We start from the raw sequence: 17552 nt of genomic DNA, 5'->3' as shown, positions 1-17552 counted from the left end.
GCCGCGGACTCCTGTCGTGCAACCAACGGTTGCTTGGAAGGGCGCCTGCCGCCGCGTATGCTTAAGCCATCAACCAGCAGAAAGGAGCCGCTATGGCCTTTGCAGAAAAGCTCATCGCTGTCCGTCGCGCCCATCACCTTACCCAAGAGCAGCTCGCCGCCAAACTCTTTGTCACGCGCCAAGCCGTCAGCCGTTGGGAGCGCGACGAGGTCACCCCGGGCATCGACATGATGAAGCTCATTGCCGCCGTAACCGGCGAACCACTGTCCCACCTGCTCGAAATGCCCGAGCATTATTGCCAGAGCTGCGGCATGATACTCACGCCCGACGACTGCGGCACCGATGCCGCGGGCGCCACGACCGACCATTACTGCAAGTGGTGCTACGACCACGGCAAGTACACCTACGACACCACCATGGAGGCAATGATCGAGGATTGTGCCCCGCGCCTGGCACAAAACACCGGTATGTCGCTCGACGAAGCCGTCTCGCTCATGGGCGCCGTCCTGCCGCAACTGGAGCGCTGGCGCACCGTGCAGGAAAACGAAGAGCGCTACGGCGCCGAAGCCCGGAAGCGCTACGGCGCCGAAGCCCGGAAGCGCTACGGCGACGAGGCGATCGACGCAGCAAACGAAGCACTGCTGGACATGGACCCCGAGACATGGAACGACATGAAGGAACTTGAACGCGCTATTCTGGGCCAACTCTCGATTGCCATGGGCGATGGCGATGCGAATGGAAGCGAGGCTCGCAAGCTTGTCGCGATGCATCGTCGTTGGATTGGTCTCAACTGGGGACGCGAACCCCAGAACGAAGCGTACCTGGGCCTCGCCAATGGTTATCTTGCCGACCAGCGCTTTGTTGACTACTACGACAAGCCCTGCGGCACCGGAGCCACGGCGTTTCTGGTCCAAGCCATCGAGTCGTCACTGGTCCGCGCATAGACCGCGGCGGCTTTGGGTATTTCAATCAAAACCGCAACCGATTGGAGACCTATGACTACTGATCACGAGCTCGTGCTCTACGTTATGACCGGCTGCCCGTATTGCATAAAGGTCAAGCGCTTTTTAGCCGATAACGGCGTGACCATTCCCGAGCGCAATATCTCGACCGATACCGAAGCCGAGCAGACACTCATCGCCGCCGGCGGAAAGCGCCAGGTTCCCTGCCTATTCATCGACGGCAAGCCACTCTACGAGTCGAGCGACATCATCGCATGGGCACAGGAGAACCTGCTCTAGTGCAACACAGCCATTGGGGACGTTCTTAAATGACTAGTCGTTAAAGAACGTCCCCAACGACCAACTAGCCGTGGAAGCGGGCTATGGGTGCGAGTGGCTGCTCGCGAAAGACGCGCTCGACGGCGGCGCGGTATTCGTCAACCTTTTTGGTCTTACGTACGAGCTTGTGAACGGTAGCGGGGTCAGCGAAGGCGCATTTGGCGTAGAACCACCACTCCTTCATGCGAAAGACCGCGTTGCCGCCAATCTCTTCTGCATATGCCGCAAACAGCGTGTCGTGGAAGCGCTGCAGCTCAGCAGCCGTTGCAGCAGGGCCGCCCTTGACCATGCGAGCCAGCGCGGGGTTCGCAAGCAAGCCACGCCCCAGCATCACATGGCGTGTACCGGGATAGGCCTCCACCAGCGCGTCCACGTCCTCAAGATCAAAGATGTCGCCGTTGTATGCCACCGGGAACGGCGCGCGCTCCAGCGTCTCGCCGTAAAACGCTTTGCGCGGCGAGCCCGTGTAACGATCCTTTTGCACGCGCGGATGCACGATTAGCTCTGCCAGCGGCATGCGACAGTACAGGTCAAGCACGCGCTCGTATTCGTCGTCACTCTCCAGCCCCAGCCTGGTTTTTACCGACACCGGCAACGGCGAACGTTCGCACACATCGCTCAAGAACACTTCGAGCTCGTCCAAGTGGCGCAAAAAGCCCGAGCCCTTGCCCTTGGCGACAACCGTCCCCGAGGGACAACCCAAGTTGAGATTGACCTCGCGATAGCCCATGTCGGCGAGCACCTGTGCCGCCCACACAAACTCGTCCGCGTTCTTGGACATCAACTGAGGCACCACGTTGAGCCCCTGGTTATTGGCAGGATCGATCTCCTTAAACGCCTTGCCGCCAAAGCGGTTTCCCACCCGCGGCGGCGGCAAAAACGGCGTGTAATAGCAATCGAGCGCACCGAAGCACTCCGCATGCACGCGACGGAACACATGCCCGGTAATCCCCTCCATAGGGGCAAGCGAAAGAATCATCTACTCTTCTCTCATATCAACGGATGTGACAAAGGAACCGCCCCCTTGTTACATGCATTATGCCTTGTGCTTCAGATGATTCACAAGGCAGAGGTAGCTGCTTGACGATAATCACCCTTCCATCCGTCGCCTTACGCAACGAAGGTGAATGCTTTTCCGCGAAGTGAACGGGTGAAATCGGACCCTCGATGCATCGACACTTTGGGAAGGCCAATTCCTGCGGTTTTATCACTCAAATCCTGCGGTTTTAGCGTCGAAAAACGTGGGTGCTTCAGGGGTCCAAATTAGGTCGTTCACTTCTCGGGAAACCATTCACCTTCGATTTACTGGTGCTTATAAACAGCGAGGGGGTCGCCCGGCAGGCGGCCCCCTCGCTTGTTATTCATCCCTCGGCAGCGGTTTCATGCTCCAAAAGACAACGTTCATAATCACGACAACCACCAACACCACGCCGTTGGCCACCCAAAAGCCCATGTTAAGGCCGAGCCACTCCGTGGTGCCAAACAAGTCCATCCAAATCTGCGTCCAGTTCATGCAAACGCTCCTTTCTGCATCAATCCCCCACTACAGCAGCTCGCCGTAGCGCTTGACGTAGGCCTTCTTAAGGCTTGTCGCCAGCGCCATGTACAGCAAGATGCACGGAATCAGGAACAAGAAGTACTCGACAGGCAGGGCGCCCAGACCCAGCGTGGGGCCAAGCGGGCTAAACGGGATCAGCGTGAGCAGCGCGATGCCCGTCATCGTGAGCAGCATCACCGGAGCCGAGGCACGGCTCTGGATAAACGGCAACTTAGGCGTACGGATCATGTGGATGACCAGCGTCTGGCTCCACATAGACTCGACGAACCATCCAGCCTGGAACAGCGCGATGTAGGCCAGCTGCATCTGCTCCAGCGCGGCGCCCGAGTAGACGCTCGCCAGGTCGTTGAACAGCACGCCATGGCTCACGAACAGGGGGCAGAAAACGAAGTACATAAAGATATAGGTCATAAAGTCGAAGATGGAGCTGGTGGGCCCGATCCAGATCATGAACCTGCCAACACTCGAAGCGTCCCAGGTACGCGGCACGCGCAGGAACTCCTCGTCCACGTTGTCCCAGGGAATCGCCAGGCAGCTGCAGTCATAGATCAGGTTGAGCAGGATCAGCTGGATGCTCATCATCGGCAAAAACGGCAGCAGGGCGGATGCGGCAAGCACGCTGAACATATTGCCGAAGTTGGAGCTTGCGGTCATCTTGATGTACTTGATCATGTTGGCGTAGGTCTTGCGCCCCTCGATGATGCCCTCCTCGAGCACCATCAAATCCTTCTCGAGCAAGATGATATCGGCCGACTCCTTGGCCACGTCGACCGCAGTATCGACCGAGATGCCGATGTCGGACGACTTCATGGCCGAGGCGTCGTTGATGCCGTCGCCCATGTAGCCCACCACATGACCGTTTGCACGCAGCACGGACACGACGCGCGCTTTTTGATCGGGCGTAAGCTTGGCAAAGACCTGCACGTCCTCGGCGCGACGAGCGAGCTCGGCGTCGTCCATTGCGGCGATATCGCTGCCGAGCAGCATGTTGTTGACCTCGAGTCCCACCTGCTTGCAGATGGTGCGCGTGACCTTCTCATTGTCGCCGGTCAAGATCTTGGTGGCTACACCGTGGTTGCGCAGCGCCTCGATAGCATCGGCCGTGGACTCTTTGGGCGGATCCAAAAACGCCAGGTAGCCGATCAGCACCATGTCGCGCTCATCATCGGCGCTAAAGGCACCGACAGGCGACGGGTTGGACTTTTGAGCGATTGCCAACACGCGGAAGCCGTCGTCGTTAAGGTCGGCGACCGTTGCCAAAATGCGCTCGCGCACCTCGTCGTCCAGCACGTGAACGCCGCCGTCAATCTCGGCATGCGAGCACACCGACAGCATCTCCTCGACTGCACCCTTGGTGACCATCTGGGTTTTGCCGCTTCGATCGCGCACCACGGTGGTAAGGCGACGGCGCGTAAAGTCAAACGGCACCTCGTCGACCTTCACATAGGCCTCGGAAAGGTCGGTGAGACTCGGGTCGTTTTGCTCCTCTTCCTCGGTGCATTTGATGATCGCCAGATCCATCAGATTCTTGTAGCCCGTCTGGAAATAGCTGTTGAGGTAGGCATGGCGCAGAACGCGCGAATCCTCCTGGCCATCGATGTTCCAGTGATACTCCAGCACCACCTGGTCCTGCGTCAGCGTGCCAGTCTTGTCCGTGCACAGCACGTCCATCGCGCCAAAGTTTTGAATCGAGTTGAGGTTCTTAACGATGGTCTGCTTTTTGCTCATAGCCACGGCGCCCTTGGCAAGGCACGTGGTAACGATCATGGGCAGCATCTCGGGTGTCAGGCCCACGGCGATGCTGATGGCAAACAGGCCAGCATTAAGCCAATCGCCCTTGGTGACGCCGTTAATCATAAAGACAAACGGAACCATCACCATCATAAAGCGGATGAGCACCCACGAGACGCTATTGACGCCTTTGGAAAAGCTCGTCTCTACGGCATCCTCGGACAGGCTCGATGCCATAGAGCCAAACAAGGTCTGCTCGCCCACGCTAAAGGCGAGCGCCGTCGCGCTGCCCGAGATCACACTGCTGCCCATGAGGGCGATGTTCTCGAACGACGTTGCCGAATCGGACTCGGTGCACGTCGCGGGAACCTTCTCGACCGGCTCGCTCTCGCCCGTCAGGCTTGCCTGGCTCACAAAGAGGTCCTTAGCCTCAATGATTCTCACATCGGCGGGAATCATGTCACCGGCGGACAGGTGCACGATGTCACCAACCACCACGTCGTCGATGGGAATCTCGGTCCTAGGGACATCCTCGCGGGTGACTGTCACGGTGGTCGTAATCATATCGAGCAGCTTTTCGGCCGCGTTGCCGCTGCGCGCTTCCTGGATATAGCGCAGCGTGCCCGAGAGCACGACCATCGTGGTGATGATGATCACCGTCAGCGGGTCAAAGTCTTCGGGCGTGCTGCCCATCATCGACAACGCTGGAAACACCATGTCGGTCGCTGCCGAAATGATGGCCAGGAAAAACAGAATCGCCGTGAAGGGATTGACGAACGCGTCCGCAAGCTTGCGGGCAATCGACTTCTTCTTGCCACGCGTGACCACGTTACGCCCGTTGTCGGCTTCGCTGTGCGCGACCTCGTCGCGATTAAGGCCGCCGAGATTCGAGCCGACCCAGGATAGGGCCTCCGTCAGCGGAATGGTCGCCGCATACTGGATGCGACCCTCCGCGCGATGCCTCATCAGTTCGTTTTGCGCCTGAACCGCAGACGGCGTATGGCGCATAGTCATCTTCTTCAATTGCCTCGCTCCGTTCTATCGATCGGACGCAGGGCGAATCAGCCGCGCGCCCCCATCAAAGTGGACCCGCGCCGGCAACTTCGTCCTGCGTTACTGGTACTGTCACTGCCGCTCACGGTCCTCACCTCTCTTTCGCGTCCGCGACTGTCTACAGAATAGAAAAGCCGCAAGACCGAGCACATGGCTGGTTTCTTGCGGCTTTCTTGCGATTTGGCAAGGATTGTCAAAGTGACTATTTGGATCGATGGGAGCGAATACCCGAAGCGTTACTCGGCCATTTTGTAGCCCACGCCCCATACAGTCAGCAGGTAGTGGGGGTTGTCTGGTTCGGGCTCAATCTTCTTTCGAATTTTGCGGACGAAGGCCATGATGTTGCTGTCATCGAGCAGATACTCGTTTTGCCACACCGCCCGGTAGATTTCCTCTTTGCTAAAGACCGTACCCCGGTTGCTCGCCAAAAAGGCAAGGATGTCGAACTCCTTGGGCGTGAGCGAGACCGGCGCGTCCGACACCTTGACGGTGCGCGAGGCCAGGTCGATCGAAAGCTCGCCGATAACGATGGGTCCAGTGGCGGCACTTGCCTGCGAGCCGGCAACCGCCAGCTCGATAGCAGTCAGCTTGCCCGATGCGATATCGGCAAACACGGGCGCGAGCTCCAGGGCGGCAGCGCTGCCAGACGAGAACAGCGCGCTGCTGAGCTCGGCGGCCTCGGCCGGCGTAATCGCGATGTTGGTTCTGTTGGTACGCATAGAACCGCCCTAGAACAAGCTGCTCGAGCGGGCCAGATAGACCCGCTTGATCGTCGAAGCAACAACAAGATACAACACGCTCAGCAGCGCAACGATGCCCAGATACCATACAGGCAGCGTGGCGAGCCCAAACAGCTGCGCCACCGGACTGAGCGCAAGGAGCGCCGTGACAACGAGCATGACGGCAACCATCACCACGAGCGGTGTGCAAGGACGATCCCCGTCGCGGACACTGCGCGTTCGCAACACCAGGAGCACGAGCGATTCGGTCCATGCGCATTCCAGCAGCCAGCCGGCTTGGAAGGTCGCGATAAAGGCCGCTCGACCCGCCGCGTCGAGCGCGGCAAAGGGCGCGCCGCAGACGGCGGGGCATACGCCCAAGAACAGAATGGCAAACGTAATGATGTCGAAGGCCGAGCTCGCAAAGCCAAAATGAAGCATAAAGCTGCCGAGCCCCTTACCCGACCAGGCCCTGGGGCGGGCAATCTCTGCATCGTCAACGTTATCCCACGAAAGCGACAGGCAGGTGGCGTCGTAGCACAGATTGAGCAAGAGCAGCTGGGTAGCGGTTGCCGGCACAAAGGGCAGGAAAATGCTCGAGGCGGCAACCGAACAGATATTGCCAAAGTTGGAGCTCGATGCGATACGGATGTACTTGGAGGCATTGGCGAACGAAGTCCTGCCCTCGCTGACGCCCTCGGCGACAACACCCAAGTCGCGCTCGAGCAGCACCAGGTCGGCCACCTTTTTGGATTCGGCCGCAGCCGAGTCCACGACAATGCCGACGTCTGCCGATGTGAGCGCCGGCACGTCGTTCACGCCGTCTCCGATATAGCCGACGATGTGGCCGGAGAGGCGAATCAGGCTAACGATCTGCGCCTTCTGTGCGGGCGTAAGCTCGGCAAACACGCGAGCCTTCCCCACCCGGATCAGCGCTTCGGATTCCTCCATGGCCTGAAGCATGCTGCCGGTGATAACGCTATCGGCGGGAATGCCCAGGCGCGAGCATGTTGAGCGAGCGACCGAAGCCGAATCACCCGTGAGCACGCGCACCTCGACGGAAAGGTTAGACAGCGCCTGCACGGCGGCACGAGCGCTCGCCTTGGGCCGATCGAAAAAGCCCAAAAAGCCGCACAGCACCAGGTCATCCCAGTCCGCCGACGTCGTGCTATAGGCGACGGCGAGCACTTTGATGCCATCGGCGCGCATGTCCTCGGCAACCTCGTAGGCGCTCTGACGGCCATCGGCATCCATGGGCACCAGCTCGCCCTTAAAGTTTGCCCAGGCGCAGCGTGTGCACACGCTTTCAACCTCGCCCTTTACGATGGTCAGATGATTGCCGGGGCGAACCTGTAGCCCCAAACAACCAAGCGCCCCGGGCGTGGCGTCGAGCTTGACACCCGAAGCCTTGGTGACGTGGTCGAAGGGGTCAGAGGCATGCAGTGCAAAGGCGTGGCCAAGGTCTTTCGCGGCAAGGTGCAGCTCGGGTGCCGCGCACGCATCGGCAATGGCCCGATTGAGCTGATTGGCAGCGGCCCCCTGGCTCGTGCTCTCCAGATACGCCAGGTTGAGCGTCTGCTCGCTTTCGTTGCCCAGGATATCGGTGTAGTACTCGAGCACCGCGGCATCTTCGGTGAGCGTGCCTGTCTTGTCAACGCACACCACGTCCATGGAGCCCAGTGACTCCATGGCGTCAACGTTCTTAACGATGACCTGCTTGTTTTTTAGTCGATGGGCACTGCCCGAAAGGCAAACGCTCGTGACAACCGGCAGCATTTCGGGAACCAGGCCCACGGCCGTGCCCAGGGCAAACAGCAGTGCCTGCGCCCAGTCGCCCAGCACAAAGCCTCGAATCATAATGACAAACGGCAGTACGATGAGCATGCATCTTACCAGGGCGGCGCAGATGCTCTTGGCGCCGGCACCAAACTGTGTGCCCATTCGAGCGCGACGGCGCAAAACGGGCTGCTCATCGGCAATTCGGGCGAGGACGGTTGCCGACGCCTTGCCGTCGACAATGGTCGTTCCCGCGCGAACGGTCTCCCCTTCCCGCTTGGCGGTCTGACCGCTCTCGCCTGTAAGCGACGATTCCGAGACAAGGACCTGGTCGCCCTTGGCAAGGGTCACGTCGACCGGGCAGAGCATGCCGGCATATAGGCGGACGACGTCGCCGGGCACAAGCCGGTCGGCATCAACTTGAATCCAACACGCATCGACGCGTTTCCAAACGGCCGCGTGGTTCGCTTTAAACATATGGCGATCAAAGCTGCGCTTGGCCTCATTTTCGTAAAACAGGCGCACCAGGCCGCCCACCAGCCACATCAAAAAGAGCACAGCTGGCGCGAACACGCCCGTCTGGCCTTCCACCTGCGGCAGGACATCGACCAAAAAAGCCAGCCCGGCAAGCGCAAGCAGCAGCGACGAGAACGGATTAAAGAACGATTTTCTAATCATCGAAGCCTCTTTCTAGCACGGCTTCGATTGTATCCGAGGGCACTCGCCGACAACCCCGCCCCAACCCTTGCGACTTCCTTGCTTTTAGCCGTGACAAAAGGGTTGTCCCTTTGTCACATTATTCGGAACGAAGGGCCTCCACGGGGTCCTTTTTGGATGCGCTACGGGCCGGCAGCAGACCGGCAACGACCGTCAGCAACACCGAAATTGCAATGAGCACCAGCGCATCCTGCACGGGCAGGCTCATCAGGTTGGGGACCTGTTTGGCCGCAAGCGCCCAGGTATTAACCGGGAAGCTCACGGCCACCACGACGACAATGGCAAAGACGCCGGCGATGAGGCCCTCGATAAAGGTCTCGGCATTGAATACGTTGGCCACGTTGCGTTTCGACGCGCCGATCGCGCGCAAGATGCCGATCTCCTTTTTGCGCTCCAGCACGCTGATGTAGGTGATGATGCCGATCATGATAGAGCTCACCACCAGGCTAATACTCACAAACGCAATGAGCACCAAGCTGATGGTGTTCACGATATCGGTCACCGAGCCCATGATGATGCCCATGTAGTCGGTGTACGAGATTGCCTGCTCGTCATGCCCGGCGGCTTTGACCTGCTTGTTATACGCATCGATATGGTCGAGCACGCGCTCCTTGGCCTCAAAGTCGCGCGGGAAGATCTTGACCGAGATGGGATCTGCCTCGTCCGCATAACACAGCGTGGTCAGGTTGTTGTCGTAGGTGAGCTGCGACGCCTTCGCATAGCTCATCATGAGCGAGCTCAGGTCCTCGGCATCCATGTTGAAGTGGATAGCACGGGCAAAGGCGCTCGCATCCACGTGCATGGCGCTCGCCAGGTTGGCAAAACTCGACGACATCTGCGTCGCCATTTGTCCCATGAGCCCCGCCGCGCCTGCTTTGAGCTGGGACGATACGGTCGTCGCAATCTGCTCGCTGATCGCCTTCATCACCTGGTCCATAGCCTGCTGCAAATAGGGCGCGAGCTGTTTTTGTACGTAGTCGGTCATTGCCTGCTGTAGCCGCTCAGCCAGCACATCTCCGCCCAGCGCCTTGAGCTGCGCTAAGCATTGCTGCGCCGCGGCATCGTTCTCAAGATATGCCGAGAATGCGGCGGCAAGCTTTGTCGCGTCCTTAAGATCTTCGGGCGTCAGCGCCTTAAACTGATCGGACTGCATAAAGCCCTCAAACAGCTGGTTGGCAAGCGCGCCCACCTGCTGCATCTGCTCGGGTGTGAGTTCCAAGCCATCGAAGACTCCCGAGAAATCGGGGGCCGGCGCCTTGGCCATGATGTCGTTGAAGTCGATGTCCTCGCCAACGCCCGAAAGGTCGATATCCAGGCCTGACAAATCGATGCCCGAAAGGTCCATACCGCCGGCCACACCCGAAAGCGCGGACGCATCGAACGAGAACGCGCTCTTGAGCGCCGCCTCGTCAACGCTGAACATGCTGCCCAGGTCCACGCCCTGCTTGGCCTCGCCCTGCAACTCGTCGAACGTTTTGCCGGTAAAGACATCCGTCTCGGGATGAGCAAGCTGCTCCTGCACAATCTTCGAATCGGCCGCGCGCTCCATAAGCTGGCGAGTCAGCGCATGTGTGTAGGCGATACCGGGCGAAAGGGCGCTCGCGTTGGCCGTCTCGTTGGGCCGTACCACGCCCACAATGCGCACGTCAATGCCATCGGCAACCTTGGCCGCCATGAAGTCGGCGTCACCGGACATATCGGCCCACATACCGGTCTCTTCGTTTTTGCGATACGCATCTGCCGGCGACAGCACCTTAAACGTGGTGGACAGCGCATCGTCGTAGGTAAAGTCGGCAGCGGTCTCGGGCGTCTCGACCCCGCCATCGGCCGTCATGGCGCTGTTGACCAGGTCGTTGAGCTCATCGATATCCAACGCACCGATGCTATAGAGCGTATAGTCGCCCACCGTGCCACGGCTCGAAAGCACCATCACGGCCTCGTTGGCGGACGCGGGCCAATGACCGGCAACGACATCGTACTGGCGGTCGAGCAGGCTCTGGTCGTCAATCATTTCGTTGAAGACCGAGGTTCCCATGGACTCCATGCTCACCGTTGCCGCCGAGCTCGCGCCGCCGCTCATGGCCTCGGTCATGGCATTGGGCACCAGACGCACGGGCTTCTCGTCGCCCTTGCCCGCGCGATAGACAACCGGCGTTACGCCATAGCCGTACTGAATAGCGTTGACCTCTTTGTCGATGCCGTCGCCACCGGCATCGAGCCATGCCTTGAAGCTCGTCATATCGTTGGACTTAACGCTCGCGAACATGTCCTTCACGGCCGTGACCACGGGAATCTTATCGGACTTCTTGACCGAATCGTCCTCACTGTCGGAAGCGCCGCTCACATCATCGCCATCCTCCGTGGCCCCCTGCCCGCCCATCATGGACGACAGGTCGTAATCCTGCTTGGAAATGGTGAGCGGATAGCTCGAAAGCGTATCCTCCTCGACCTTTTTGATGTAGCCGTTTACGCCGTTGGACAGCGCCAGAATCGCCGCGATACCGATAATGCCAATCGAGCCCGCAAATGCAGTCATGGCCGTACGGCCCTTCTTGGTCATAAGGTTTCGGGCAGAAAGGCCCAGCGCCGTTACAAAGCTCATCGAGGTTTTACGCGTGGGCTTGGCCTCGCGACGCGCGGCTTTGGCAACATCAAAGGGATCGGAATCGTCGGTGATCTTACCGTCTGCGAGGTTGACGATGCGCGTGGCGTAACGGTACGCCAGCTCGGGATTATGCGTGACCATGATGACCAGACGGTCGCGCGCAACGTCCTTGAGCAAGTCCATGACCTGCACGGACGTCGTTGAGTCCAGGGCGCCGGTCGGCTCGTCTGCCAACACGATCTCGGGATCGTTGATCAGAGCACGGGCAATGGCCACGCGCTGCATCTGTCCGCCCGAAAGCTGGCTCGGGCGCTTGTTCACATGCTCGCCCAGACCGACTGTCTCAAGCGCCCTGCGCGCACGCTGGCGACGCTCGGCATGCCCCACGCCCGTAAGCGTGAGCGCCAACTCCACGTTTTCCAAAATAGTCTGATGCGGAATAAGGTTATAGCTCTGGAACACAAAGCCGATGCGGTTGTTGCGGTAGGCGTCCCAATCGCGGTCGCGGAAGTCCTTAGTCGAAATGCCATCGATGAGCAGGTCGCCAGAATCAAAGTGATCGAGTCCACCGATAACGTTGAGCATCGTAGTTTTGCCTGAGCCCGAAGGGCCCAAAATGGCCACAAACTCATTATCGCGAAAGGCCAAGCTCACGCTATCGAGCGCCACCTGCGTAAACGACTGCGTAACGTACCTTTTGCAGATATCTTTGAGCTCCAGCATGGACGGCAACCTCTCCTGCGCGGGCGCACTCGCCCGCTCTCCCCCGCCGTTCGTATTCGACGCGTTTGTCCTACTATATTCCGTTTTTTAGTCCACACCAGTGAGAAACGTCACGAACTGGGCAAAAACGAACGGGACGGCACGCCACACAGCGCACCGTCCCGCACACAACATCGACAATGTGACAAAGGGACTGTCCCTTTGTCACATTACTGTTCGCTCTTCGCCAGCGCCTGGTCGATAAGCTTGTCGAGCGCCGCGCGCTGCTCGGCGGAGTTGATGGCGCCCACGATGGGCTCCCCTACGATGTTGCCGTTCTGGTCGATAACGTAGGTCGTCGGGAACGAGAACAGATTTGACGTAAACTTGCCGGCCTCGCTATCCGACTTGAACCAGATGTTCTTATATGTCACGCCCTTCTTGTTTAGCACGTCCTTGGCATCTGCAATCTCGCCCTTGTTGCCATCGAGCGTAAAGGAATTGACACCCACGACCTGGCCGCCCTTCTCGGCAAGCTCCTTATTCAGGTTCTCGAGATCGCCCAGTTCGCCCACGCACGGCTTGCAAGTGGTAAACCAGAAGTTCATGACGGTGACCTTGTTCTTGGAGAACAACTCGTCGCTGCTCACGTCGTTGCCGTCCAGGTCCTTGCCTGTAAAGCTGGGGAACTTTGTCGCCTCGCTCGAAGCATCGGCGCCAGCCGTCATGCCCGCGGTCGAAGCGTCGACACTCTCGCCCGCGCTCGGGGTGTTTCCACAGCCGGGAAACTTCTTTTCCAGGCTCTCGAGCTTGTCCTCAATCTCCTTGATCTGCTGCGCGCCCGCCTTGAGCGTCTTGAGTTCATCCGCCGTAAACTCATCTTTGGCGCCGTCGATGGTCTTGAGCAGGAAATCGCCGTAATTGCTGCCGTCCTCAATCATTGTCGACTCTTTATTTGCTGCATTGAACACCTTTTCCCACAGCGCATTATCGCTCGAAAGGATATCGTTCTCTTTTTGCATGAGCTTCGCATACAGCTCGGCGGCCTCGTCGGCGTTAGCCGGCTCTTGCGCAATGAGCTCCGCGATCTTAGGATCGGAGCCCGTAGGTTCGCTCGCGTTGCTGCCGGGCGCCGAACACGCCACAAGACACAAGGCCAGCACCGGCACCATAAACAGAGCCGCAATCTTAGAAAGCTTCATGGTCATTCCTCCGTTTTGTCGAAGCTTGTTTACTTTTTATCGGCGGTCAAGGGGAGCTTTTCTGCCGACACATCCAGGCCATAGCGATAGCTGATGGCATCGACGGGACAGGCCCCAATGCACTTTCCGCACCGGATACATTCGGCATGATTGGGCGCGCGGGTCACGTCAACGTCCATCTGACAAACCTTTGAACACTTGCCGCACGAGACGCATTTGCATGCGTCGACCCGTATCCCCAGCAAGGACACCTTATTCATGAGCGCATAGAATGCGCCGAGCGGGCAAATCCATTTGCAGAAGGGGCGATAAAACAAAACGCTCAGCACCACCACGGCAATGAGAACGAAAAGTTTCCAGGTAAAGAGCTGCCCCAGCGCAGATCGAATGCCGGCGTTGGCAATGGCCAGCGGAATGGCGCCCTCGAGCACGCCCTGCGGACAGACGTATTTGCAAAAGAACGGATCGCCCATCCCCACATCGTTGACCACCAGCACAGGCAGCAATACCACAGCAAACAGCAGCACAACGTATTTGATATACGTAAGCGCCTTGAGCCTTTTTGTCGAAAGCTATTTTCCGGGGATCTTGTGAAGCAGTTCCTGCAGCCAGCCAAACGGGCACAGAAAGCCGCATACAAAGCGTCCCAGCAGCACGCCGAGCAAAATGAGCGTACCGGTGACATAGTAAGAAAAGTTGAACTTAGATGAACCCACCACCGATTGGAACGACCCGATGGGACATGCACCCGATGCCGCGGGGCATGAATAGCAGTTAAGCCCAGGTACGCAGACTGTTTTTCCCGCACCCTGATAGATGCTGCCTTTGGCAAAGTTTGGCAGGTGAATGTTGGTGACGAGCGTCGCCGCCGCTTGAATGAATCCGCGAAATCGGGCTAAAACATGCGACGCAGTGTTTTCTCTTTTATCCAATTCCGATACACTCCAAGCACAGCCTAATCGCTTTGGCCAGCACGGCATCCGCCTCGCCACGCATAACGCCAAAGCACACCATGGCAATTCCGACGATCAACAAAGCGACCTGTACCACGGGTTTTACCGCTTTGAACAACCTGACCACTCCTTTCGTTACGCGACCATTGGACCATATCGACCATAAAATCCGTGTTAAGCGCGATTTGGAATGTGCAAGGAGACTTTTATGCGTATTTTGATCGTCGAAGACGAGCGAGCACTGTGTGACACAATCGCACGCAGCTTGCGAAACCTGGCATACAGCGTCGACTGCTGCCACGATGGACGGGAGGCGCTCGACCTGCTGGGCGTCGAAGTCTTTGACCTCGTGGTACTCGACCTCAACCTTCCCCATATCGACGGCATGACCGTGCTCAGGGAACTTAGGAAATCCGACTGCGAGACCAAGGTACTGATTCTGTCCGCGCGTGGCGGAGTATCCGATAAAGTCGCTGGACTCGATGCCGGCGCCAACGATTACCTTACCAAGCCGTTTCATCTGGACGAGCTTGCGGCAAGGATTCGCAGCCTTACCCTCAGGCGTTTCGCACAAAGCGACATAGTATTAAACTGCGGAAAGCTCAGCTTTGACACCAAGGCGCGCATCGCCTCCGTGAACAGTGAGGCCCTATCTCTTACACGCAAGGAAACGGGAATCCTGGAATACCTGATGCTTAATCAGGGGCGGCCGGTAAGCCAAGAGGAGCTTATCGAACACGTCTGGGATAGCACCGTGAACAGCTTTAGCAACGCAACCCGCGTTCACATCTCGTCGCTCCGAAAAAAGTTGCGCAGCGCTTTGGGATACGACCCGATTCGCAATCGGATTGGAGAGGGCTACGTTATGGAGGATGGCGAATGAAAAGGCTTTCGCTGCAATGGCGCATAACGATCATGACGGCGCTGCTCACGTGTGCGGCGTGCGTGCTAACGAACTGCCTGGTCGGCTATACGGGCATGCGCTACATGGATGCCATCGGCAGCGACATCTCGGCCTTTAACGCAGCCGGTGTGGATTCGCCCCAGGCGTTTGACCCAACAAAAACAGCCCTCGATGACGAGGTCACGATCGTTGTAAACGACGCACAGGAATCTTTCGGCGCGACGGCTTGGTGCATCACGGCTGGAATCACACTACTTGGCGGCGTACTGGCATACTTTGTGAGCGGCCGTGCGCTCAAACCCCTGCGGGCTTTTGCCGCTCAGGTAGAGCGCGTGCAGCCTGACAACCTAAGCGAAATCAGACTCAGCGAAGATGTGCCCGCCGAGCTACAACGATGCAGCGCCTCTTTCAACGACATGATCGCCCGTCTTGGCGAAGGGTTCTCTGCACAGCGTCAGTTTACCGGCAACGCCGCACACGAGCTGCGCACCCCGCTCGCCCTTATGCAAGCGCAGATTGAACTGTTTGTCTCCGAGCACTCCGGTTTGCAACCCGAAACAGCCGAGCTGCTCGGCCTGCTACAAGAACAAACCGAGCGCATGTCTCGAATGACCAAGGTATTGCTTGAGATGAGTGAGCTCCGCAGCATTCCTTGCGAGGACGATGTTGAACTCGGTCCCTTGTCCGAAGAGGTCCTCACTGACCTTGCGCCACTTGCCGAAAATAGGAGCATAGCCCTCAACTGTGCTGGAGACGCTTTAGTAATCGGGAGCGACACGCTCCTCTATCGGTTGCTGTTCAACCTGGCCGAAAACGCCATCCGTTACAGTCGCTCCGGCTCGACTGTCAATGTCTCCATCAGCGACAGCGACAGCCACGTGCTCCTGCGAGTCAAAGATGAGGGCCCGGGAATACCCAAGCAGTACCGAGAGAGCATCTTCCAGCCGTTCTTTCGTCTAGACAAATCCCGCAGCAGGGCATACGGCGGCGCAGGACTCGGGCTAGCGCTTGTTTGGGAGATTGCAGCACTTCACGGTGGCACGGTAGAGGTCGAAACAAGTTCCGAGAACGGGACTACCATGCTCGTAAGCCTTCCAAAACGATCCGCAGCGTTAACCGAGCAGTAAAACGAAAGGGGTCCCGAGCAACAGGGGTACAATTGCTGCATTGTTGCCACCTGATGGGAGATGGAAGATGGACTGCGATGGCTACCCGCGCATTCCCATGCCGTTGATGTGCACTGCCTTTGTGCCGGGCCAGATTGACGCTGCGGTTGCAGGCATTTCCGACCCCGATTCACGCACCATCGCCACGGCAGAAGCACTGTACTTTCGCGGACAGGCCACGCTCGCCGCCGAGACAGCACGCCCCTATCTTGACGCCACCGACCCCGCACTGCGCTATTCCGCATGCTTTATCTGCGGATATGCCAGTCTGTCGCTCAACCGTATCGCCGATGCCCGCCGGTGCCTTGCGGGCATCCTCGATACGCCACCTGACGATGAATCGCCTGCCGTCCACGCCATGCATATCCTGTTCGCCTCTGCCGCGAGCGTCCTGCTGCACTTGCCTTCCCCGTATTCCGCCGAAGAGTTTTATCCGCTTGCGGCGCATCTGCCCGAAGGCCTGCGCCTGTTCGCCAGCTACGTGATGGCGCACGCCTTGTATCTGCGCGGCGAATACGGCCGCAGCCTGGGCATGGTGGAAAATGCCCTGATCATGAAACAGGGAAGCTATCCCATCTCGGAACTGTTCCTGCACCTGGCGGCTTCCATGGCATGCATGAGCCTCAAGGACATCGACGCCGCAAAAACGCACTTCGGAGCTGCTTGGAACATCGCGCGCCCCGACGGCCTTATCGAACTCATCGGCGAGCACCACGGCCTTTTGCAGGGACTCATCGAGGCATGCCTAAAATCGCAATACCCCGACGATTTCGCTCGCATCATCGAGATTACGTATCGATTCAGCTACGGCTGGCGGCGCATCCACAACCCCGATTCGGGCGAGGACGTGGCCGACGATTTAACGACCACGGAGTTCACCATGGCCATGCTCGCCTGCCGCGGATGGACCAACGCCGAAATCGCACGCCACATGGGAGTATCGCCGGGCACCGTTAAAAACCGCCTATCAGGAGTGTATGCCAAGCTTGGTATCGGAACTCGCGCCGAGCTGATTGCCCACATGTTGCGCTAGCGGCCAGACTGCCCGGCGTATCGAAAGCCCTCCGGGGGCCTGACGCTTTCGCGCACTCAAATTGGACATTTTGGCCATCGAACGGCACTACCGCCACGGGGCACCTTCTCGCAAAATAGGATTATTTCCACCGATACCTGCGGGATGGGAGCC

Annotated in this window: 13 protein-coding genes and 1 pseudogene; 5 read left to right on the top strand and 9 right to left on the bottom strand. The window is 58.6% G+C overall.

Features of this window, described 5'->3' with window-relative positions; all coding sequences use genetic code 11:
• Nucleotides 1-92 precede the first annotated feature (92 nt).
• Together DXC52_RS03385 and DXC52_RS03380 are read left to right on the top strand one after the other, a co-directional pair.
• Nucleotides 93-944: a TipAS antibiotic-recognition domain-containing protein gene (locus DXC52_RS03385; RefSeq protein WP_117746134.1), complete on the top strand. Its 852-nt coding sequence runs from the start codon at nucleotides 93-95 to the stop codon at nucleotides 942-944.
• Between the two features lie 51 nt (nucleotides 945-995).
• On the top strand, nucleotides 996-1241 hold the full coding sequence (locus DXC52_RS03380) for a glutaredoxin (RefSeq protein WP_117746133.1): 246 nt from the start codon (nucleotides 996-998) through the stop codon (nucleotides 1239-1241).
• A 64-nt stretch (nucleotides 1242-1305) separates the two neighbouring features.
• On the opposite strand, the gene DXC52_RS03375 is transcribed toward DXC52_RS03380, so the two are convergent.
• The 9 genes and pseudogenes from DXC52_RS03375 to DXC52_RS10390 all read right to left on the bottom strand — a co-directional run bounded on the left by DXC52_RS03375 (nucleotide 1306) and on the right by DXC52_RS10390 (nucleotide 14414).
• Nucleotides 1306-2259 (bottom strand): tRNA-dihydrouridine synthase, encoded by a 954-nt coding sequence (locus tag DXC52_RS03375; protein WP_117746132.1) that lies wholly within the window; start codon nucleotides 2257-2259, stop codon nucleotides 1306-1308.
• A 378-nt stretch (nucleotides 2260-2637) separates the two neighbouring features.
• Nucleotides 2638-2793, bottom strand: coding sequence for a hypothetical protein (locus tag DXC52_RS03370; RefSeq protein ID WP_117746131.1), 156 nt, complete (start codon nucleotides 2791-2793; stop codon nucleotides 2638-2640).
• A 30-nt stretch (nucleotides 2794-2823) separates the two neighbouring features.
• Nucleotides 2824-5583: a magnesium-translocating P-type ATPase gene (gene mgtA, locus DXC52_RS03365; RefSeq protein WP_117746180.1), complete on the bottom strand. Its 2760-nt coding sequence runs from the start codon at nucleotides 5581-5583 to the stop codon at nucleotides 2824-2826.
• Between the two features lie 275 nt (nucleotides 5584-5858).
• Nucleotides 5859-6341 carry a winged helix-turn-helix domain-containing protein gene (locus tag DXC52_RS03360; protein ID WP_117746130.1) on the bottom strand — a complete coding sequence of 161 codons (483 nt, stop codon included), beginning with the start codon at nucleotides 6339-6341 and terminating at the stop codon, nucleotides 5859-5861.
• 9 nt (nucleotides 6342-6350) lie between these two features.
• Nucleotides 6351-8795: an HAD-IC family P-type ATPase gene (locus DXC52_RS03355; RefSeq protein WP_117746129.1), complete on the bottom strand. Its 2445-nt coding sequence runs from the start codon at nucleotides 8793-8795 to the stop codon at nucleotides 6351-6353.
• Between the two features lie 118 nt (nucleotides 8796-8913).
• Nucleotides 8914-12162, bottom strand: a complete 3249-nt coding sequence (locus DXC52_RS03350; protein ID WP_117746128.1) for an ATP-binding cassette domain-containing protein — start codon at nucleotides 12160-12162, stop codon at nucleotides 8914-8916.
• A gap of 209 nt (nucleotides 12163-12371) precedes the next feature.
• Nucleotides 12372-13343, bottom strand: coding sequence for a TlpA disulfide reductase family protein (locus DXC52_RS03345; protein ID WP_117746127.1), 972 nt, complete (start codon nucleotides 13341-13343; stop codon nucleotides 12372-12374).
• Nucleotides 13344-13372: 29 nt separating this feature from the next.
• A pseudogene (locus DXC52_RS10395) lies at nucleotides 13373-14275 on the bottom strand (4Fe-4S binding protein).
• Nucleotides 14268-14414 carry a CD1871A family CXXC motif-containing protein gene (locus DXC52_RS10390; protein ID WP_040219972.1) on the bottom strand — a complete coding sequence of 49 codons (147 nt, stop codon included), beginning with the start codon at nucleotides 14412-14414 and terminating at the stop codon, nucleotides 14268-14270. Before DXC52_RS10390 ends, DXC52_RS10395 begins: the two are co-directional and overlap by 8 nt.
• 90 nt (nucleotides 14415-14504) lie before the next feature.
• Here DXC52_RS10390 and DXC52_RS03330 point away from each other — a divergent pair, with 90 nt between their 5' ends.
• The 3 genes from DXC52_RS03330 (at nucleotide 14505) to DXC52_RS03320 (ending at nucleotide 17399) form a co-directional block, all read left to right on the top strand.
• Nucleotides 14505-15179 carry a response regulator transcription factor gene (locus DXC52_RS03330; protein WP_304485470.1) on the top strand — a complete coding sequence of 225 codons (675 nt, stop codon included), beginning with the start codon at nucleotides 14505-14507 and terminating at the stop codon, nucleotides 15177-15179.
• The gene (locus DXC52_RS03325; protein ID WP_117746125.1) at nucleotides 15176-16327 is read left to right on the top strand and encodes an ATP-binding protein; all 1152 of its coding nucleotides are present in this window, start codon (nucleotides 15176-15178) and stop codon (nucleotides 16325-16327) included. Before DXC52_RS03330 ends, DXC52_RS03325 begins: the two co-directional genes overlap by 4 nt.
• A gap of 67 nt (nucleotides 16328-16394) precedes the next feature.
• Entirely contained in the window at nucleotides 16395-17399 is a 1005-nt protein-coding gene (locus DXC52_RS03320) for a helix-turn-helix transcriptional regulator (RefSeq protein WP_199409434.1), read from the top strand.
• The last annotated feature ends 153 nt before the right edge of the window (nucleotides 17400-17552 follow it).

The organism is Collinsella sp. TF05-9AC, assembly GCF_003438495.1.
Taxonomy (GTDB): domain Bacteria; phylum Actinomycetota; class Coriobacteriia; order Coriobacteriales; family Coriobacteriaceae; genus Collinsella.
The sequence above is the reverse complement of the archived record's forward strand: the minus strand, read 5'-3'. Positions and strand labels throughout refer to the sequence as shown.

Coding starts and splice junctions, on each gene's coding strand:
- DXC52_RS03385 (WP_117746134.1), top strand. CDS start 93: ATGGCCTTTGCAGAAAAGCTCATCGCTGTCCGTCGCGCCCATCACCTT.
- DXC52_RS03355 (WP_117746129.1), bottom strand. CDS start 8,795: ATGATTAGAAAATCGTTCTTTAATCCGTTCTCGTCGCTGCTGCTTGCG.
- DXC52_RS03330 (WP_304485470.1), top strand. CDS start 14,505: ATGCGTATTTTGATCGTCGAAGACGAGCGAGCACTGTGTGACACAATC.
- DXC52_RS03375 (WP_117746132.1), bottom strand. CDS start 2,259: ATGATTCTTTCGCTTGCCCCTATGGAGGGGATTACCGGGCATGTGTTC.
- DXC52_RS03370 (WP_117746131.1), bottom strand. CDS start 2,793: ATGAACTGGACGCAGATTTGGATGGACTTGTTTGGCACCACGGAGTGG.
- DXC52_RS03320 (WP_199409434.1), top strand. CDS start 16,395: ATGGACTGCGATGGCTACCCGCGCATTCCCATGCCGTTGATGTGCACT.
- DXC52_RS03325 (WP_117746125.1), top strand. CDS start 15,176: ATGAAAAGGCTTTCGCTGCAATGGCGCATAACGATCATGACGGCGCTG.
- DXC52_RS03345 (WP_117746127.1), bottom strand. CDS start 13,343: ATGAAGCTTTCTAAGATTGCGGCTCTGTTTATGGTGCCGGTGCTGGCC.
- mgtA (WP_117746180.1), bottom strand. CDS start 5,583: ATGACTATGCGCCATACGCCGTCTGCGGTTCAGGCGCAAAACGAACTG.
- DXC52_RS03380 (WP_117746133.1), top strand. CDS start 996: ATGACTACTGATCACGAGCTCGTGCTCTACGTTATGACCGGCTGCCCG.
- DXC52_RS03360 (WP_117746130.1), bottom strand. CDS start 6,341: ATGCGTACCAACAGAACCAACATCGCGATTACGCCGGCCGAGGCCGCC.
- DXC52_RS03350 (WP_117746128.1), bottom strand. CDS start 12,162: ATGCTGGAGCTCAAAGATATCTGCAAAAGGTACGTTACGCAGTCGTTT.